At 64.6% G+C, this 19,441-nt stretch carries 18 protein-coding genes; 12 read left to right on the forward strand and 6 right to left on the reverse strand.

The window, feature by feature from the left end; translation table 11 throughout:
• Window positions 1-68: 68 nt before the first annotated feature.
• From XarbCFBP7408_RS04380 to XarbCFBP7408_RS04405, 6 genes are all read left to right on the forward strand, one after another.
• Window positions 69-1,688 (forward strand): glucoamylase family protein, encoded by a 1,620-nt coding sequence (locus tag XarbCFBP7408_RS04380; protein ID WP_104561718.1) that lies wholly within the window; start codon window positions 69-71, stop codon window positions 1,686-1,688.
• Window positions 1,689-1,691: 3 nt separating this feature from the next.
• Window positions 1,692-3,050 carry a sugar ABC transporter substrate-binding protein gene (locus XarbCFBP7408_RS04385; RefSeq protein ID WP_104561720.1) on the forward strand — a complete coding sequence of 453 codons (1,359 nt, stop codon included), beginning with the start codon at window positions 1,692-1,694 and terminating at the stop codon, window positions 3,048-3,050.
• Complete coding sequence (locus XarbCFBP7408_RS04390) at window positions 3,047-3,931, forward strand: carbohydrate ABC transporter permease (protein ID WP_104561722.1); 885 nt, start codon at window positions 3,047-3,049, stop codon at window positions 3,929-3,931. Before XarbCFBP7408_RS04385 ends, XarbCFBP7408_RS04390 begins: the two co-directional genes overlap by 4 nt.
• Complete coding sequence (locus XarbCFBP7408_RS04395) at window positions 3,928-4,764, forward strand: carbohydrate ABC transporter permease (RefSeq protein WP_104561724.1); 837 nt, start codon at window positions 3,928-3,930, stop codon at window positions 4,762-4,764. Before XarbCFBP7408_RS04390 ends, XarbCFBP7408_RS04395 begins: the two co-directional genes overlap by 4 nt.
• A gap of 26 nt (window positions 4,765-4,790) precedes the next feature.
• Complete coding sequence (locus XarbCFBP7408_RS04400; protein ID WP_181106714.1) at window positions 4,791-7,925, forward strand: discoidin domain-containing protein; 3,135 nt, start codon at window positions 4,791-4,793, stop codon at window positions 7,923-7,925.
• Between the two features lie 77 nt (window positions 7,926-8,002).
• Window positions 8,003-8,884 (forward strand): endonuclease/exonuclease/phosphatase family protein, encoded by an 882-nt coding sequence (locus XarbCFBP7408_RS04405; RefSeq protein ID WP_429001403.1) that lies wholly within the window; start codon window positions 8,003-8,005, stop codon window positions 8,882-8,884.
• A 119-nt stretch (window positions 8,885-9,003) separates the two neighbouring features.
• Here XarbCFBP7408_RS04405 and XarbCFBP7408_RS04410 read toward each other — a convergent pair whose 3' ends face one another.
• The 6 genes from XarbCFBP7408_RS04410 to ykgO all read right to left on the reverse strand — a co-directional run bounded on the left by XarbCFBP7408_RS04410 (window position 9,004) and on the right by ykgO (window position 13,769).
• Window positions 9,004-10,236, reverse strand: a complete 1,233-nt coding sequence (locus XarbCFBP7408_RS04410; RefSeq protein ID WP_051750033.1) for a TraB/GumN family protein — start codon at window positions 10,234-10,236, stop codon at window positions 9,004-9,006.
• A complete protein-coding gene (locus XarbCFBP7408_RS04415; RefSeq protein WP_104561728.1) occupies window positions 10,229-10,756 on the reverse strand; it encodes a GNAT family N-acetyltransferase in 528 nt (175 codons plus the stop codon). The genes XarbCFBP7408_RS04410 and XarbCFBP7408_RS04415 overlap by 8 nt, the downstream gene beginning before the upstream one ends.
• Before the next feature lie 4 nt (window positions 10,757-10,760).
• Window positions 10,761-11,645: a carbon-nitrogen hydrolase gene (locus tag XarbCFBP7408_RS04420; protein WP_104561730.1), complete on the reverse strand. Its 885-nt coding sequence runs from the start codon at window positions 11,643-11,645 to the stop codon at window positions 10,761-10,763.
• 138 nt (window positions 11,646-11,783) lie between these two features.
• Complete coding sequence (locus XarbCFBP7408_RS04425) at window positions 11,784-12,818, reverse strand: agmatine deiminase family protein (protein WP_181106702.1); 1,035 nt, start codon at window positions 12,816-12,818, stop codon at window positions 11,784-11,786.
• Between the two features lie 234 nt (window positions 12,819-13,052).
• Complete coding sequence (locus XarbCFBP7408_RS04430) at window positions 13,053-13,394, reverse strand: hypothetical protein (RefSeq protein ID WP_104561734.1); 342 nt, start codon at window positions 13,392-13,394, stop codon at window positions 13,053-13,055.
• Between the two features lie 249 nt (window positions 13,395-13,643).
• Entirely contained in the window at window positions 13,644-13,769 is a 126-nt protein-coding gene (gene ykgO, locus XarbCFBP7408_RS04435) for a type B 50S ribosomal protein L36 (protein WP_005913193.1), read from the reverse strand.
• Window positions 13,770-13,942: 173 nt separating this feature from the next.
• Between ykgO and cmk the strand changes: the two genes are divergently transcribed.
• The 6 genes from cmk (at window position 13,943) to XarbCFBP7408_RS04465 (ending at window position 19,428) form a co-directional block, all read left to right on the forward strand.
• Window positions 13,943-14,626 (forward strand): (d)CMP kinase, encoded by a 684-nt coding sequence (cmk, locus tag XarbCFBP7408_RS04440; protein WP_104561736.1) that lies wholly within the window; start codon window positions 13,943-13,945, stop codon window positions 14,624-14,626.
• A 183-nt stretch (window positions 14,627-14,809) separates the two neighbouring features.
• Entirely contained in the window at window positions 14,810-16,495 is a 1,686-nt protein-coding gene (gene rpsA / locus XarbCFBP7408_RS04445) for a 30S ribosomal protein S1 (RefSeq protein WP_016903550.1), read from the forward strand.
• An 88-nt stretch (window positions 16,496-16,583) separates the two neighbouring features.
• A complete protein-coding gene (locus XarbCFBP7408_RS04450) occupies window positions 16,584-16,895 on the forward strand; it encodes an integration host factor subunit beta (protein ID WP_016903549.1) in 312 nt (103 codons plus the stop codon).
• 65 nt (window positions 16,896-16,960) lie between these two features.
• Window positions 16,961-17,266, forward strand: coding sequence for a lipopolysaccharide assembly protein LapA domain-containing protein (locus XarbCFBP7408_RS04455; RefSeq protein ID WP_104561738.1), 306 nt, complete (start codon window positions 16,961-16,963; stop codon window positions 17,264-17,266).
• Window positions 17,267-17,272: 6 nt separating this feature from the next.
• Window positions 17,273-18,451 carry a lipopolysaccharide assembly protein LapB gene (lapB, locus tag XarbCFBP7408_RS04460; RefSeq protein ID WP_104561740.1) on the forward strand — a complete coding sequence of 393 codons (1,179 nt, stop codon included), beginning with the start codon at window positions 17,273-17,275 and terminating at the stop codon, window positions 18,449-18,451.
• On the forward strand, window positions 18,451-19,428 hold the full coding sequence (locus tag XarbCFBP7408_RS04465) for an MraY family glycosyltransferase (RefSeq protein WP_104561742.1): 978 nt from the start codon (window positions 18,451-18,453) through the stop codon (window positions 19,426-19,428). Before lapB ends, XarbCFBP7408_RS04465 begins: the two co-directional genes overlap by 1 nt.
• Window positions 19,429-19,441: the final 13 nt, after the last annotated feature.

Here is a 19,441-nt window from a genome sequence, read left to right on the forward strand (position 1 = left end):
TCGAACTCGGCGCTTGGATAGGGTAGGTTGGCGTGCGAGATGTAATCGATTACACAAGTGGGGGGCGGATGAACAGGGGCAGGACTTCGTATTGGTTGACGATTCCACTCTTGCTGGGTGCGCTGGTGCTGGCGTCCTGCAAGCAGGCCGAGGAACCCAAGGTGGCCGAAAAGAAGGCACCGGTGAAAGTCATCCTGGTGGAGGCGCAGCTACCACCCAAGCCGGTCAAACCCACGCTGCCGCCGCTGTTCTCGGACATCGAGCGCCGCACCTTCCAGTTTTTCTGGGATACCACCAACGAACTCAATGGGCTGTCGCCGGACCGCTTTCCGTCGCGCCCGTTCGCCAGCATCGCCTCGGTGGGATTCGCGCTGACCGCGTACCCGATCGGCATCGAGAACGGCTGGGTCAGTCGCAATCAGGCGATCGACCGCACCTTGACCACACTCAAATTCTTCCGCGATGCGCCAATGGGGCCGCAGCGGACCGGTAGGGCCGGGTACAAGGGCTTCTACTACCACTTTCTGGACATGCAGCAGGGCAACCGTTACGACAGCTGGGTCGAGCTGTCGAGCGTGGATACCGCGCTGCTGATGATGGGCGTGCTGTTCACCCAGTCGTATTACGACGGCGACGACCCGCGCGAGAAGGAGATCCGGCAGATCGCCGATGCGCTGTACAAGCGCGTGGACTGGCGCTGGCTGCAGCAGCGCGCGCCGCTGATCTCGATGGGCTGGTTCCCCGAGAGCGGCTTCATCGATCACGACTGGATGGGCTACAACGAGGCGATGATGCTGTACATCCTCGCGCTCGGCTCGCCGACCCACGGCGTGGACGTGGATGCCTGGACCAGCTGGACCCGCACCTACAACAACGACTGGGGCGTCTACCAGGGCCAGGAATACCTGTCCTTCGGCCCGCTGTTCGGTCACCAGTACAGCCATGTCTGGATCGATTTCCGCGACATCCAGGACCAGTACATGCGCGAACGCGGTATCGATTACTTCCTCAACAGCCGCCGCGCCACGCTGGCCCAGCGCGACTACGCCATCGACAACCCGATGAAGTGGAAGGACTACGGCGAGAACGTCTGGGGCCTGACCGCCGGCGACGGCCCGCAGAACACCAGCCAGGAATACCGTGGCGAGCAGCGCCAGTTCCGCCACTACTCCTCGCGCGGCGCCGGCCTGCGCGAGAACTTCGACGACGGCACCATCGTGCCGTCGGCGGCGATTTCCTCGATCGTGTTCGCCCCGGAAGTGGTGATCCCTGCCACCGAGGAAATGCACAAGCGCTATGGCGACTTCCTGTACTCCAGCTACGGCTTTCTGGACTCGTTCAATCCCAGTTTCAACTACGACATCCCGCTCAAGACCGGGCGCATGGTGCCGGACCGTGGCTGGGTGGCCAGCGACTACATCGCCATCGACCAGGGCCCGATCCTGGCGATGATCGCCAACTACCAGAACGAATTCGTCTGGACCGTGATGAAGAAGAACCCCTACATCCGGGCCGGTCTGGAACGTGCCGGCTTCACCGGCGGCTGGCTCACCCCCGAAGGCGAGCCGCAGCCGGCGCCGCAGAAGGACGAGCAGAAGGCCGCCGCCCGCGCGCTGGGCATGGCCGAGTCGCGTGCCGCCGCCGCCCAGGCCCAGCAAGACCCCTCGCAACGCCAAAAACCCGAGTAATCCGTGCGACTTTTGAAACTGTTGATATTGGCCGCCGCCCTGTGTGCAGGTGCGGCGGGATGCGAACGCGCCGATCCGGCCAAGACCACCGTGCGCTTCTGGGCCATGGGCAAGGAGGCCGAGGTGGTCGCCGAACTGGTGACCGACTTCGAGAAGCAGAACCCCGATATCCACGTGGATGTGCAGAACATCCCGATGACGGCGGCGCACGAAAAACTGCTGACCGCCTTTGCCGCCGATGGCTTGCCGGACGTGTGCCAGCTCGGCAACACCTGGCTGCCGGAGTTCGCCCTGCTGGACACGCTGGAACCGATGCAGCCGTATGTGGCGCGTTCCAGGATCGTCGACCCGCAGGATTATTTCCCCGGCGTGTGGGACACCAATCTGGTCGACGGCACCCTGTATGGCGTGCCGTGGTATGTGGACACCCGGCTGCTGTTCTATCGCAAGGATCTGCTGCGCGAGGCCGGCTATAACGAGATGCCCAAGACCTGGGCCGAGATGGAACAGGTGATGGCGGCGATCAAGCGCAAGGTCGGCCCGGACCGCTACGCCATCCTGATGCCGCTCAACGAGTTCGAGCAGCAGCTGTCGTTCGCGCTGCAGCAGGACGACCGCCTGCTGCGCGACCACGACAACTACGGCAACTTTCGCGGCACCGGCTTCCGCAAGGCGCTGGGCTTCTACGACACCATGTATCAGAAAGGCTGGGCGCCGAAGGTCTCCGAGACCCAGGTCTCCAACGTCTGGTACGAGTTCTTCAACGGCTATTACGCGTTCTATCTGTCCGGCCCGTGGAACGTGCGCGAGTTCAAGCTGCGCCAGCCGCCGGGCATGCAAGGCAAGTGGGGCACCGCGCCGCTGCCGGGACCCAACGGCCTGGGCGCCGGGATTGCCGGCGGTTCCAGCCTGGTGATCTTCAAATCGTCGGAGCACAAGGACGCCAGCTGGAAGCTGATCGAATACCTGTCGCAGCCGCAGGTGCAGGCGCGCTTCCACGCCATCATCGGCGACCTGCCGCCGCGCCGCAGTACCTGGGCGTTGCCTTCGCTGGCCAACGACGAACTGGCGCATGCCTTCGGCGACCAGCTGGAGCGGGTCAAGGCCACGCCCAAGGTGCTGGAGTGGGAGCGCATCGTGCAGGAAATGCGCCTGGTGACCGAGCGCGTGGTGCGTGGCGGCCAATCACATGAGGCCGCCGTGCAGGAACTGGATAAACGCGTGGACGAGATCCTGGCCAAGCGCCGCTGGATCTTCGAACAGGAGGGCGGGCATGTCGGTCCGGCCGGTGCATCGGCGACGCCTGCGGCGACACCCGCCGCAGCGCCAGCACCGGCAGCGGGCGAGGGGGCGGCACGATGATGCAGCGTAATTCCGTCGCCGGCTGGGTGTTCGCCGCGCCGTCGATCCTGGTGCTGGGCATGTTCTTCGGCGTGCCGGTGTTCGCCGCGCTGGTGCTCAGCGTCACCGACTTCGATCTGTACGCGCTGGCCGACAGCGGCCATCTGCGCTTCGTCGGCCTGGGCAACTACATCGACCTGCTGCAGACGCCGCTGTTCTGGAAGTCGTTGTGGAACACCACGTATTTCGTGCTGCTGGGCGTGCCGATGTCGATCGGCGTGTCGCTGGGCGCGGCATTGCTGCTCAATGCCAAGGCCTCGCGCTTCAAGGCCTTGTTCCGTACCGCCTTGTTCGCCCCGGTGGTGACCACGCTGGTGGCGGTGGCGGTGATCTGGCGCTATCTGTTCCACATCAAGTACGGCCTGGTGAACTTCGGTCTGGGCCATCTGGGCATCGCCCCGATCGACTGGCTGGGCGACCCGCGCTGGGCGATGCCGACCATCATGCTGTTCGCGGTGTGGAAGAACTTCGGCTACAACATGGTGATCTTCCTGGCCGGGCTGCAGGCGATCCCGCAGGATTTGTACGAGGCCGCGCGCATCGATGGCGCCTCGCGCTGGAAGCAGTTCCTGCATATCACCCTGCCGATGCTCGGCCCGGTGCTGATGGTGGTCGGGGTGATCACCATCTCCGGCTATTTCCAGCTGTTTGCCGAGCCCTACGTGATGACCCGCGGCGACCCACTGCAAAGCACCGTCAGCGTGCTGTACTTCATGTTCGAGGAAGGGTTCAAGTGGTGGAACCTGGGCCGCGCGTCGGCAGTGGCGTTCCTGTTGTTCCTGATCATCCTGGCGGTGACCACCGTGATGCTGCGCTTCGGCCGCAAGAGGGATTTGATATGAGTCGTGATGTCGGCCAATCGCGCTGGAATGGCGTGCTGATCAACGGCGGCCTGCTGCTGCTGGCGCTGGTCAGCCTGGCGCCGCTGCTGTGGATGCTGTCGGTGTCGTTCATGCCCACCGGCGAGGCCAGCCGCTTCCCGCCACCGATGCTGCCGTCGGCATTCACCACCGCCAATTACCACGAGTTGTTCGCGCGCACCGGCATGGCGCGCAACTTCGCCAACAGCTTGCTGGTGTCCGGGCTGATCACGCTCGGTTCGTTGCTGATCAACACCATGGCCGGCTATGCGTTCGCCAAGCTGCAGTTCGTCGGCCGCGAGCGCATCTTCAAGATCCTGATGGCCGCGCTGGTGATCCCGGCGCAGGTGGCGATGCTGCCGCTGTTCCTGCTGATGAAGCAGTTGCATCTGGTCAACAACATCGGTGGGGTGGTGGTGCCGGCGTTGGCCACGGTGTTCGGCATTTTTCTGGTGCGTCAATACGCGCGCAGCATTCCGGATGAATTGATCGAAGCCGCGCGCATTGATGGTGCCAGCGAGATGCGCATCTTTTTCCAGATCGTGTTGCCGATGCTCAAGCCGGTGCTGGTCACCTTGACCATCTTCACCTTCATGGGCTCATGGAACGACTTCATGTGGCCGCTGATCGTACTGACCGACCAGGAGCAATACACCTTGCCGGTGGCGCTGGCGGCGCTGTCGCGCGAGCACATCATGGATGTGGAATTGATGATGGCCGGTGCAGTGGTGACGGTGATTCCGGTGCTGCTATTGTTCCTGGCGCTGCAGCGTTACTACATCCAGGGTCTTCTGCTGGGGAGTGTGAAGGGGTGAATCCAGTGTTCCTGCGACTGTTTGCCATGACCGCCATTGCCGCCGCGGGCGCGGCACCGGCGCAGGAGCGCGTGCTCGACGGCTTCAACGACATCGGCGCCTGGCGCCTGGTGGTGTCCAATCAGGTCAGCGGTTCGCTGCGCCCGGTGGCCACCACCTCCGGCGGCCATGCGCTGTGTCTGGATTACAACTTCAACGGCGTGTCCGGCTATGTCGGCATCCGTCGCAACCTGCCCATCGAGTACCCGGACAATTACCGGCTTGGCTTCGCGCTGCGCGGCGACTCGCCGTCCAACGATCTGCAGATCAAGCTGATCGATGCCAGCGGCGATAACGTGTGGTGGGTCAACCGCCCCGGCTTTGCGTTTCCGAAGAACTGGACCACCTTCAGCTACCGCAAGCGCAACATCGAAAAAGCCTGGGGTCCGGGCCAGGACAAGCAGCTGCGCAGCAGCGCGGATGTGGAATTCACCATCTACAACAAGGTCGGCGGCAAGGGCACGGTGTGCTTCGACCGCCTGACGCTCACGCCGCTGCCGCCGGAAGACACCTCGCCGTTGAAGGCCGAGGCGATCACCGATACCGCGCCGGCACTGGAACAACGCCTGGCCGACGGCAAGCCGGAGACCTTCTGGCTCAGCGGCGCGGTCAAGCAACAGACCGTCACGCTGGACCTGGGCAAGGTGCGCGAATTCGGCGGCGCGGTGGTGCAGTGGGTCCCCGGCCTGCAGGCCTCGCAATACGTGGTACGCGCGTCCAGCGACGGGCGCGGCTGGCGCGACCTGCGCACCGTCACGGCCGGTGCCGGCGGCACCGATTGGCTGGCGCTGCCGGATACCGAGGCGCGTTACCTGCGCTTCGATCTCAAGGACGGCCCCAACTGGCGCTACGGCATCAAGGAAGTGCAACTGCAGCCGCTGGCGTTTGCGGCGACCCCGAACGACTTCATCAAGTCATTGGCCGCGCAGATGCCGCGCGGCAGCTATCCGCGCGGTTTCTCCGGCGAGCAGCCGTACTGGACCATCCTGGGTCTGGATGGCGGCACCGAGCAGGGCCTGATCGGCGAGGACGGCGCGGTGGAAGTGGGCAAGGGCGGTTTCAGTATCGAACCGTTCGTGGTCACCGGCGGCAAGCTGCTGCACTGGTCCGATGTCAGCAGCGAGCAGAGCCTGCAGGACGACTACCTGCCGATTCCCAGTGTCGACTGGCATCACGACCTGATGAACCTGCGCGTGACCGCATTCGTGCAGGGCGCCCCGGATCAGGCGCAACTGGTCGCACGCTATCAGCTGCACAACACCGGCAAGGAGGCGCGCGACTTCACCCTGGCGCTGGCGGTGCGGCCATTCCAGGTCAACCCGCCGGCGCAGTTCCTCAATACCCTGGGCGGCGTCAGCCGGATCGAACAACTGGCCGTGGACGGCGGCCAGGTCAGCGTCAACGGCAAGCCGCGCGTGTTCGCTGCGCAGCGCCCGGATGCCAGCTTTGCCAGCGCCTTCGACAGCGGCATGGACGTCAGCCATCTCACCGCCGCCACGCCGCCAACAGTCACCCAGGTCAAGGACGACACCGGCTTGGCCTCGGGTGTGCTGCTGTATCGCTGGAAGCTGGAGCCCGGTCAACGGCGTGAAGTGGCGCTGGTGATTCCGCAGACCGGCGCCGCGCAGCTGCCGGCCGGCTTCGATGCCGACACGGCGCAGCAGCAGGTCGCCCAGCAATGGCGCAGCAAGCTCGATCGGGTGCGCATCAGCGTGCCGGCCGAAGGCAAGCCGGTGGTCGACACCTTGCGCACGGCGCTGGCGCACATGCTGATTTCGCGTATCGGCCCGCGCCTGCAGCCGGGCACGCGCTCGTATTCGCGCAGCTGGATCCGCGACGGCGCGATGATTTCCGAAGGCCTGCTGCGGCTCGGCCGCGAAGATGTGGTCCGCGACTATGTAGACTGGTTCGCGCCATATCAGTTCGCCGACGGCATGGTGCCGTGCTGTGTGGACGACCGCGGCAGCGATCCGGTGCCGGAGAACGACAGCCATGGTGAGCTGATCTACAACATCGCCGACTACTACCGCTATACCGGCGACAAGCCATTCGTGGAAAAGATGTGGCCGCACGTCGCCGGCGCCTACGACTACATGGACAAGCTGCGCCTCAGCGAACGCACCGAAGAGAACTTCATGCGTAACCCGGCCTTCTACGGAATGATGCCGGTGTCGATCAGCCACGAAGGCTATTCGGCCAAGCCGGTGCATTCGTACTGGGACAATTTCTGGGCGCTGCGCGGCTACAAGGACGCGGTGATGCTGGCCGGTGCGCTGGACAAGCCCGACGAGGTCGCCCGTTTCAGCACCGCACGCGATGAGTTCAGTGGCGACCTGATCGCCTCGCTGGGTGCGGCCGTGCGTCAGCACAACCTGGATTTCCTGCCGGGTTCCGCGGAACTGGGCGACTTCGATGCGACCTCGACCACCATTGCGTTGACCCCGGGCGGCGAGCAGCAACGTCTGCCGCAGGACCTGCTGACCAACACCTTCGAGCGCTACTGGAAAGAGTTCACCGACCGCCGCGACGGCAAGCGCGAGTGGAAGGACTACACGCCCTACGAATGGCGCAACGTGGCCGCATTCGTGCGCCTGGGCTGGCGCGACCGTGCCTGGGACGCCACCGCGTTCTTCTTCAAGGACCGCGCACCGCAGCCGTGGAATCAGTGGGCCGAAGTGGTCTCGCGTACGCCGCGCACGCCGTTCTTCGTCGGCGATCTGCCGCATGCCTGGGTCGCTTCGGATTTCGTGCGCTCGGTGCTGGACATGTTCGCCTACGGCCGCGAATCCGATGCCAGCCTGGTCATCGCCGGCGGTACGCCGACACGCTGGTTCGAAGGCAAGGGGATTGGCATTGCCGAACTGCGCACGCCGTACGGGCGGCTCAGCTACACCTTGCAACGCACCGACAAGCAATTGGTGCTGCAACTGCAGCCCGGGCTGATCCTGCCGCCGGGCGGGGTGGTGCTGCCGTGGCCGTATCAAGGCGCGCCGGGCAAGGCCACGGTCAACGGCGAATCGGTGGAGTGGCAGAACGGCGAATTGCGCATCCAGCAGCTGCCGGCCAACGTGCAAATCGATGTGCCCAGCGCGGTGCGGCGGGCCGAGCGCGCCACGCAATGAGTGACGCCGCTCGACCGACCCGGGCAGCGCCGGCGCGGCCCGGTGCCGGGTGGCCGGTCGCGTGGGTGGCGCTGCTGCTGTGCACTGTCGCTGCACACGCCACGCAGGCCAGCCACGCCGTGCAGGTCGCGCAACCCGCACAGCTCAACCAGGCCGATCAGTCAGGCCACGCATCCCGGCCAGTGCAGCCGCCGGGCGCGGCGCAGCGCGAGATGACCCTGGTCACACTCAACCTGCATCACGACCGCGAAGACTGGCCGGCGCGTCGCGCCTATATTGCCAGACAGCTCAAGCAACTGGCGCCGGACGTGATCGCGCTGCAGGAAGTGATCGAGCGCCGCGGCAGCGTGAAGAACCAGGCCGCCTGGCTGGCACGCAAGCTGGATTACGACTACACCTTCGCCTCGGCCGATCCGGTCGGTGCGCCCAAACGCTACGGCAATGCGCTGTTGAGCCGTCGCAAGGTACTGGCCACGCACCAGCGCCTGTTGCAGCCCCTGGACGATTACCGTGTCGCCGCGCACCTGCAGCTGGACGTCGATGGCCAGCCGGTCAACGTCTACGTCACCCATCTCAACGAACGTGCCGATGCACGCGGTACGGCCACACGCACGCGTCAGGTCGCCGACCTGCTGGATTTCATTGCCTCCAACAGCGAGCAGGCACCGGTCGTAATCGCCGGCGATTTCAACACCGCCGCCGACGCCCTGGATCTGGAAGCGCTACGCAAGGGCTACGGCGACAGCTACGGCAGCGTGCATCGCAACAGCGGCGCCACGGTCAGTACCTTGAACCTGCACGTCTTCGATAAACCTGCGCGCATCGACCACGTGTTCTTTCAGCAGAACCGCCTGCTGGCCCGCGAAGCGCGCATCCTGTTCGACACGCCGTATGCCGAAGGGCGCTGGGCCTCGGATCACTACGGCGTCTGGGTGCGCCTGCAGCTCGCGCCTCCGTAACTCGACCACTACATCAACCACGTAGGAGCGCACCCGGGCGCGATGGGGCGTTACCGGGAACGCCCCGTCGCGCCCGGGTGCGCTCCTACGAGAAGCCACCGATTGCAGCGCCGCCACGCTCACCCATGCAGGCGATTGAAGATCTGCACACCAGCCAGCCACACACCGGCCATGCTGCCGAAATTGGTCAGCAGAAAGGTCAACACCACGCGTGAGACGCGATTGCGGTACCAGCCGCGCAGCGTCTGCGCATCGTCGCGCAGCGACAGGAAATCGCCATAGGCCGGCTTGCGCATATGCACTTCCACCAGCGCCGCAAATGCACCGGTCGGCACGCTCAGGCGGAACGGCTTGAACGGCGCCACGACTGCTGCGGTGAGAATGCTCAACGGGTGGCTGCCGGCCAGCAGGCAGCCCAGTGCAGCCAGTCCGCCGGTATACATCGCCCACTGCAACAACAGGTCCGCGCCCATGCTCAGGCCGCCGCGCCAGAAGCCGATGCCGATGCCGGTGATGATGACCGCCAGGATGCCCAGCGTGATCCACGGAATGCGCTTGCGCTGCTGCACGTATTCCAGCGACTCGCGCAATGGGCCAGGTGCGGCGGTGTCCTGCTCCAGGTGGCGTGCAAGACCGGCCAGATGTCCTGCACCGACCACCGCCAGGATCTCGCGCTGATCGGTGGTGGCTTCCTCGCGCAGGCGCGTGGCCATGTACTGGTCGCGCTCGGCGATCACGGTCTCGTACAGCTCCGGGCTTTCGCTGGCAAAGTCACCGAAGCTCGCCTCCAGCATGTCGCCCTGCTTGAGCTTTTCGATTTCCTCTTCGCCCACCTCGTCGGCAGCGAACAGGCCGCCGAGCAGGCCGCCGGCCAGTTTCATCTTGCCGAAGAATCCCAGCCGCCCGGACGCGCGCTTGAAGGTCAGGCCGACTTCGCGATCGATCAGGTGCACCGGCAAGCCTTGTGCGCGCGCCAGATTCACTGCTTCCTTCAACTCCGCGCCCGGCTCGATGCCGAGTTGCTTGGCCAGGCGGCGCTGGTAGGCGGCCAGGGCGAGGTTGGCCGCAAACAAGGCCACCCGGCCCTTGCGGATCACCTGCACCAGGTCCAGGCGGGCGAGGGCATCCGGGTCGCTGAGCGCCTGCAGGCGCTGCGCGTCCAGTTCCACCGCCACCGCGTCGTAGCGACCGCTGCCGATCGCCCGCTGCACCGCGGCCACGCTGGCCAGCGAGACATGCGCGGTGCCGAGCAGGGTATAGCGCACGCCATCGCGTTCGACGATGCGATGCGGCTGGCCGGACAGCGCATCGTCCAGAACGTGGGTGGTTTGCTCAGTCATGGGGTCATTCATCAGAAGGAGGGGCGGTGTCGCCGGAGCCGAGCGCGCGTTGCATCTGCATGCCGTCCAGCCAGCGACCATGCTTGCGGCCGATACCGGTGAACACTCCGACCGTGCGAAAACCAAAACGTTCATGCAGCCGCCGCGATGCCAGGTTGTCGGCATCGCCGATCACCGCAATCATCTGTCGATAGCCGCGCTGTTGGCAGCGTGCGATCAGCTCGCCGAGCAAGGCCTTGCCGACGCCGTGGCCTTGCGCGCCGCTGGCGAGATAGATCGAATTCTCGACGGTCCAGCGGTAGCCGGCGCGTGCGCGATAGGCGCCGACGTAGGCATAGCCCACCACCACGCCATCGCGCTCGGCAACGAGATAGGGGTAGCCGGCATCCACGCTCGCGCGCACCCGCGCGCCCATCTCCTCGCGCGATGGTGCGCTGTCTTCGTAGCTGTTGACCCCAGCAATCTGCTCCGCATAGATCGCGGTGATGGCCGGGATGTCCGCGTCGCAGACTTCGCGCAACTCGACAGGCATGCGGTCAGTCGATGTAGCGCTTGAGCAGGTCGCCATACGCATCGATACGGCGATCGCGCAGGAACGGCCAGATGCGGCGCACGTGTTCGCTGCGCTGCAGGTCGACGTCGCACACCAGCACCGTCGGCTCCTGTCCGGCTTCGGCGATGAACTCGCCCTGCGGCCCCAGCACATGGCTGTTGCCCCAGAACTGGATGCCCGACGCGCCCAACGGCGAGGGCTCATGGCCGACGCGGTTGCACGACAGCACCGGCACCCCGTTGGCGACCGCATGGCCGCGATGGCTGAGCACCCAGGCATCGCGCTGGCGCTCCTGCTCCGGTTGCTGGTCATCCGGATCCCAGCCGATCGCGGTGGGGTAGAGCAGCAGTTCCGCACCGGCCAGCGCCATCAGGCGCGCCGCTTCGGGGTACCACTGGTCCCAGCACACCAGCACGCCCAACCGGCCGACCGAGGTATCGATCGGCGCAAAGCCCAGATCGCCCGGGGTGAAATAGAACTTTTCATAGAAGCCCGGATCGTCCGGGATATGCATCTTGCGGTACTTGCCGAGCAGGCGGCCGTCCTTTTCGAACACGACCGCAGTGTTGTGATACAGCCCGGCCGCGCGCCGCTCGAACAACGAGGCCACCAGCACCACGCCGTGCTGCTTGGCCAGCGCGCCCAGCCGTTCGGTACTGGGGCCGGGGATCGGCTCGGCCAGGTCGAATTCGTCCACCGACTCGTGCTGGCAGAAATACGCACCGTTGTGCAGTTCCTGCAGCAGCACCAGCTTGGCGCCCTGTGCGGCGGCTTCGGCCACGCGCGATTCGATGATGGCCAGATTGGCCGCGGCGTCGCCGTGGTTGCGCTCCTGGATCAGCGCGACGGGAAGGAGATGACGGGTCATGGCGATTCGTCCAGCTAGGTGACGCACTAAGGTAGCGCGCGATGGTGGAACGCCGGCCTGCCGGCCGGAACAGGAAACCGCGCGCGGCATGTGCCGCCGCGATGCAGGCAAAATCTAGAGCTGCTTCCGGAGCGGCTCTCAGGCGGCGAGCAGGCCGGCCGGCAATTGCATGGTCAGGCAATGCAGGCTGCCGTTCTGCCAGATCAACGCACGACACGGCACCGGCACGATCTCGTGTTGCGGGAACGCCTGCGCCAGCACTGCCTGCGCAAGCGCATCGGCCGCATCGCCATAGGCCGGCATCAGCACCGCACCGTTGACGATCAGGAAATTGGCGTACGAAGCGGCCAGACGCCGTCCTTGATCCAGGATCGGCTCGGCCCACGGCAGCACGAACAGGCGATATGGCTGCCCGTCGGCCTTGCGCAGCGCGGCCAGTTCGGCGCCCATCGCCTGCAATTCGGTGTAATGCGAATCGCTGGGTACATCGCAGCCTTGATAGACGATCGCATCCGGGCCGGCAAAGCGCGCCAGCGTGTCGATATGCGCATCGGTATCGTCGCCTTCCAGGTAGCCGTGATCCAGCCACAGCACCCGCTCCTGCGCCAGCCACGTGGCCAGATCGCTGCTGAGCGATTCGCGCGTGCGCTGTGGGTGACGCTCATGCAGGCACTTCCAGGTGGTCAGCAGCGTGCCGGCGCCGTCGGTCTCGATCGCACCGCCTTCCAGGGCGAAGTCGATGGTCTCTACTGGCGCCGGCACGAACACCCGCGCGGCATCCAGCGAGCTCACCAACTGATCGTCCAGGCTGGCTTCGAACTTGCCGCCCCAGCCGGTGAAACGGAAATCCATCAACCGGAAGCCGGTGTCCTGGCGCAATGTGATCGGGCCGGAATCGCGCAGCCAGGTGTCGTTGTATGCGGCAATCACGAAACGCACGCGCGTCATGTCCACCCGCGCCGAACGCAGCCGCGCCTCGGCGTAGATCTGCAGGTCGTCGTCGGCCGCACAGATGACCACCGGCTCGAAGCGGGTGATCGCCGTGACCAGCGCGATATAGGTCTCTTCCACATCGGCTAGGCGTTCGGCCCAGTCGGTGCCGGCATGCGGCCACGCGAGCAACACGGCGGATTGAGGTTCCCACTCGGCGGGAAAGCGAAGACGGTTGGTCATGCCAGGCATTACTCATCTTGGTGTGCGGGCCATCGCCCGCACGTTCATCGATATCCCGCACGTAGTACGGGCTCTTGCAATCCAGGCGCGCATCGACGCGCCTAGCCTTGGTAAAGCCTCGAAGCAACGCATGTCCGGTTGCTGACGGAAACGGCAACGTCGCGATGCGAAACATTCCGGCCGGCGCTGCAGCTGACAGGCGCCAGCACCTACGGCCGAGTCGTCCTCAACGCGTTACCGAATCGGCGGTTTCGGCCCGATCTCGTTGGCATCGGCTTTATTGGCCACCACGTCGATCACCTTGCTTTTTTCGAAGTACACGGTGAACGCCGGGTACACCCAGCGATGGATGGTCGGCCACTGGCGCTTCTGGCCACCGCGCGGCTCCAGCTTTTCCTGCGGCGCGCCATAGCGGCCTTCGACCTGGCGCATGCTGTCGCCGCGCAAGGGCAGGGCAGCGGCGGGCTTCTGCTGTGCGCGATCGACCAGCAGCGTATCGGCCGACGCAACGGCACTGATCCCCATCAGCGCGATTGTCAGCACGATCGGCGGCATCCCAAACGAACGGTTGCGCATGTCATCTACTCCCCAGTGGACAAGATTTCAGGTGGTGATTACAGCAAAAAACCAGGACCGACGCCGCTGCGACGCCAAGTTGGTCGAGCGCCGCCGAAACCGGTCTGGCCGCGTCTGTCCGGAATCGGTCATGTCCCGGCCAACCGGGGCGCAGGTCACAGTGCATGGAGCGATAACCGGCGTGAAGCAGCGGCCAAGAAAAAACCGCCCGGAGGCGGCTTTCTCGGGTCTTGCACGCGTGGCGAACGCTTAGCGCTGACGCGCCTTGAAACGCGGGTTCGACTTGCAGATCACGAAGACCTTGCCGCGGCGGCGGACCACCTTGCAGTCGCGGTGACGGGTCTTCGCAGACTTCAGGGAGGATAGGACTTTCATGGCACACCTCGGCGTAAACGGTTGGATTCGATGGAAGAGTGCCCGCTATCGAGCGGTGCACCCGGAATTAAGCCGGCAATTCTAACCGGCTTTTCGCCGTGCTTTCAAGTGGTTGCATCGCAATCCCGGCGAGCGGCGCTACACTACCGCCTGATGACCTACCGGAAACCTGAATGACCGACCTTTCGCCCGTCCTTACCATCGATGGTCCCTCCGGCGCCGGCAAGGGCACCGTGAGCCGGATCGTGGCCGCCCGGCTGGGCTGGCATTACCTCGATTCGGGCGCACTGTATCGCGCGGTGGGCGTGGCAGCGAGCTGGGCCGACCTGGATGTCTCCGATCCGGCCGCGCTGGTGCGCTGCACCTTCGACACCAGGGTGGAGTTCGACGATGCCGGCGAGGCCGGGCTGCGGGTGCTGGTCAATGGCGTGGACGCCACCGGCGAACTGCGCCTGGAGACCACCGGCGCACTTGCCTCGGCGATTGCGGCCATTCCCGAGGTGCGCAGCGCACTGAAGGAGCGCCAACGCGCATTCAGGCGGGCGCCCGGCCTGGTCGCGGACGGACGCGACATGGGCACGGTGATCTTCCCCGATGCCGCCTTCAAGGTGTTTCTGACCGCCAGTGCCGAAGAACGTGCGGGCCGTCGCCATAAACAGTTGATGGAAAAGGGTGTTTCGGTTATCTTTGACGACCTGCTGCGCGAGATCATGGCTCGAGATGCCCGTGATGCGCAGCGGGTGGTGGCGCCATTGCGGCCGGCCGAAGACGCCGTGCTGATCGATACCAGCGGAATGGGGATCGAGGATGTCGTCCAGCGTGTGGTCGGGTTGTTGACCGTTCGCACGTCGTCGTAAGCGTTCCGCAAGCGGGCCTGTCCCGCCGACCGTAAGGCGTTCCAAGGCTCCGTCGCACATCCCGTGTGGCGGTTCTACTACTACTTAACCGACTCGCTGTCCGGAGTCGACCAACAGGCTGGGCGCTTGGCATCTGTCGCATTCGACGATCAACGCCCGTGTGTTCAACTGAGTAAAATTCAAATGACAGAATCTTTTGCTGAACTGTTCGAAGCCAGTCAAGCCAATCTGGCGAAGCTGAAGCCGGGCTCGATCGTCACCGGTACCGTCGTGGAAGTGCGTGGCGACGTGGTGGTGATCAACGCTGGCCTGAAGTCCGAAGGCATCGTGCCGATCGAGCAGTTCCGTAACGACGCTGGCGAGATCGATGTCGGCGTCGGCGACCAGGTCAAGGTTGCCCTCGATTCCATCGAGAACGGCTTCGGTGAGACCGTGCTGTCGCGCGAGAAGGCCAAGCGCGCAATGGTGTGGGACGAGCTGGAAGAGGCGTTGGAAAAGAACGAAACCATCACCGGCCGCATCAGCGGCAAGGTCAAGGGTGGTTTCACCGTGGACATCAAGGATGTCCGCGCGTTCCTGCCTGGTTCGCTGGTGGATGTGCGCCCGGTGCGCGACCCGGCCTACTTGGAAGGCAAGGAACTCGAGTTCAAGCTGATCAAGCTGGACCGCAAGCGCAACAACGTGGTGGTCTCGCGTCGTGCCGTGGTCGAGAGCGAGCACTCGGAAGAGCGCGAGCAGCTGATGGACAAGCTGCAGGAAGGCGCGATCCTGAAGGGTGTCGTCAAGAACCTGACCGATTACGGCGCGTTCGTGGACCTGGGCGGTATCGACGGCCTGCTGCACATCACCGACATGGCCTGGAAGCGCGTGCGCCATCCGTCCGAAGTGGTCAACGTCGGCGACGAGCTGGACGTGCGCGTGCTGAAGTTCGATCGCGAGCGTAACCGCGTCAGCCTCGGCCTGAAGCAGCTGGGCGAAGATCCGTGGGACAACATCGCACGTCGTTACCCGGCCAACAGCCGCGTGTTCGGCAAGGTCTCCAACGTCACCGATTACGGCGCATTCGTCGAGATCGAGCCGGGCGTCGAAGGTCTGGTGCACGTCTCCGAGATGGATTGGACCAACAAGAACGTCAACCCGTCCAAGGTTGTGCAAGTTGGTGACGAAGTCGAAGTGATGGTGCTGGATGTCGACGAGGAGCGTCGCCGCATCTCGCTGGGCATGAAGCAGGTTGCCGCCAACCCGTGGGAAACCTTCGCTGCCACCCACAAGAAGAACGACAAGGTGTCCGGTCAGATCAAGTCGATCACCGACTTCGGCATCTTCATCGGTCTGGACGGCGGCATCGACGGTCTGGTGCACCTGTCCGACATCAGCTGGAACACCACCGGCGAAGATGTCGTGCGCAACTACAAGAAGGGCGACACGCTGGAAGCCGTCGTGCTGGCAGTCGATCCGGAACGTGAGCGCATCAGCCTGGGCGTCAAGCAGCTGGAGCAGGATCCGTTCGGCCAGTACATGGCGTCCAACCCGAAGGGTTCGAAGGTCGAAGGCGTGGTGCGTGAAGTGGATGCCAAGGGCGCCACGATCGACCTGGCAGACGGCATCGAAGGCTACGTCGCTGCGCGCGACATCGCCAACGAGCGTGTGGACGACGCGACCCAGCACCTGAAGGTCGGCGACAAGATCGAAGCCAAGTTCGTGGGCATGGACCGCAAGGGCCGCACCCTGCAGCTGTCGATCAAGGCCAAGGACGATGCCGAAATGCGTGAAACGCTGGAGGAATACCAGTCTTCGGCCGCATCCGGTGGCATGACCCAGCTGGGCGCGCTGCTGCGTGCACAGTTGAACAGCAACAAGTCCGAGTAAGCGCGTAGCGCTCGCAAGAGCGTGATGGATCGGCCCGGGCTTGCCCGGGCCGATTCCGATGTGTCAGTCGAAAAAAGCAAGTCTTCCCATGACCAAGTCCGAATTGATTGAAATCCTGGCGCGACGTCAAGCGCATCTGAAGGCGGACGACGTGGATCTGGCAGTCAAATCGCTGCTGGAAATGATGGGGCAGGCGCTCTCCGATGGTGATCGGATCGAAATACGCGGGTTCGGCAGCTTCTCGCTGCATTACCGCCCGCCACGTCTTGGCCGTAATCCGAAGACCGGCGAGTCGGTCGCGTTGCCGGGCAAGCATGTTCCGCATTTCAAGCCTGGCAAGGAATTGCGCGAGCGTGTCAGCTCCGTGGTCCCGGTCGATCTGCTGGATGCGGCTGACTGAGGTCATTCTGCCGCTGCGTTTATGTCGGCTCGGTTAAGCTAAGCCTCTTTCGACGGAGTCTGGCCATGAAGGTGTTTCGCTTGCTGGTGATGTTGGCCTTCCTGCTGGTCGGTCTGATCATCGGTGCGGTCAATTCCCAGGACGTCACCCTCGACTTCCTTTTCTCCAGTGTGCACACGACCTCCGGAATCGCGATCATCGTCGCGCTGCTGGTCGGTGTGTTGATCGGCGCCGGCATGGTGCTGGTCAGTGTGGTCATTCCCCTCTATTCCAAACTGCGCCAGGCCAACAAGGCGGTTGCAGTCAGTCGCGCCGACGCCAGGCCCATTGCGCCTGCCGCAGTCGAGCCGCGCCCCCTTGATGGACTGTAAGCGCGTATGGACTTTCTGACCGAGTGGATCTGGTTCTTCCTGTTCGTGCCGTTGGCAGCGCTGGGGGGCTGGGTCGTTGGCCGCCGCGGTGGTCAACGCCACGGCGATACCCAGGTCAGTCGCCTGTCCAGCACCTACTTTCGTGGCCTGAACTATCTGCTCAACGAGCAGCCGGACAAGGCGATCGAGCTGTTTCTGCACATCGCCGAACTGGACAAGGAAACCTTCGAGACCCAGGTCGCGTTGGGGCATTTGTTCCGTCGCCGCGGTGAGGTCGACCGCGCGATCCGGCTGCATCAGGGCCTGGTGCAACGCGCCGACCTGACCGATCAGCAGCGCGTGCAGGCCTTGCTGGCGCTGGGCGAGGACTACATGAAGTCCGGCCTGCTGGATCGTGCCGAGACCGTGTTCACCGAACTGGCGCAACTGGATCAGCGTGCGCCGCAGGCGCTGCGTCACCTGATCGGCATCTATCAGGCCGAGCGCGACTGGGAAAAGGCGATCGACAACGCCACCCGTTACGAAGAAGTCACCGGCGAGCCGATGGGCAAGCTGATTTCGCAATTCGAGTGCGAGCTGGCCGACCGCTATCGCGGCCTGAGCAAGCCCGACGAAGCGTTGCAGGCGATCGCACGCGCCTACCAGGCCGATGGCACCTCGGTGCGCGCCGGCATTCTGGAGGGACGCATCGAAGCCGAGCGCGGACACGAGGAAGCGGCAGTGCGCGCGTTCGAGCGCGCTGCGCGGCATGATCCGGAATACCTGCCGGAGATCATTCCCGCATTGATGGCGGCCTATCGGCGGGTCGGCGATATCGCCGGCGCGCGCAATTTCCTGTCCGAGATGACCGAGCACTATCGCGGCATCGCCCCGGTGCTGGCGTTGACGCAGCTGATGGAAGCGCAGGACGGTGTGGCGCCTGCACTGGCTTACCTGGGCCGTCAGCTCAAGGACCGGCCATCGGTCCGCGGCGAGTCTGCATTGATCGACCTGACCCTGGCCGAAGGCAGCGACCCGGTCGGCACCTTGCAGGACCTCAAGCACATCACCGACCAGCTGCTGGTGCGCAACCCGAGCTACCGCTGCACCCGCTGCGGCTTTGGCGCGAAGACGCACCACTGGCAATGCCCGAGTTGCAAGGAATGGGGCACGGTCAAGCCGCTGTTGAACTACGCGGTGGTCTGATGCTGCAGGCCTGGCTGTGGTGGTGTCTGTCGCACCTGACGATCGCAGCAATGGGAACCTGGGTGTTGCGACGCTACGCGCTGCATCGGCGTCTGCTCGATCATCCGGGTGAACGCCGCAGCCATGTGGTCGCCACCCCGCGTGGCGGTGGCATGGCAATCGTGGCGGCGCTGCTGTCCGGGTGCGTGGCGGCAAGCGTATTGTGGCCGGCCACAGGGCCGAGCATTGGCTGCTTCGCGGCCGGGCTGGTGCTGGTGGCCGGGGTGGGTTGGTGGGACGACCATCGTCCGCTCTCGGCCAGACTGCGTTTTGCGATCCACCTATTGGCGTCGGTCATGCTGGGCTGGCTGGTCAGCCAGCACACCGGCAGGCTCTGGGATGGCGTGCTCACCGCCGCCGCGTCGGTGGTGTTGATCAATGTCTGGAACTTCATGGACGGCATCAACGGCCTGGCCAGCAGCCAGGCAGCCCTGGCCGCGCTGGCATTTGCTGCGGTCGTGCCTGGCACCTGGGCCTGGGCCGGCCTTGCCGTCGCCGCATCCTGCCTGGGGTTTTTGCCGTTCAACTTTCCGCGTGCGCGCATCTTCCTCGGCGACGGCGGCAGCGGCGCATTGGGCTATGTGCTGGCTGCACTGCTGGCGCTGACGGTGGCGAGCGGGCAGGTGAGTTGGTGGATCAGTTGGGTGCCACTGACCGCGTTTCTTGTAGACGCCGGCTTCACGCTGCTGTCTCGCATGCTCGCCCGGCAGCGGTGGTGGGAGCCCCATGCCCAGCATCTATACCAGCGTCTGGCACGCAAGCTTGAGACGCACGTTCCGGTTACCGGTATTTATTTCGCTTTCAGCGTCGCTGCCGTCTGCTTGTATGTGTTACTTCGTCATGATGCAACCTGGCTGCAGATGTCCGGAGCCCTGGCATGGGCCCTGGGCGCCACCGCAATCTGGCATTTTCTGCGCGATGGACTGCGCAATTCCTGAGTAATGGACTTTT

Origin of the sequence: Xanthomonas arboricola pv. guizotiae (genome assembly GCF_002940205.1) — a bacterium.
Classification (GTDB): Bacteria; Pseudomonadota; Gammaproteobacteria; order Xanthomonadales; family Xanthomonadaceae; genus Xanthomonas; species Xanthomonas arboricola_C.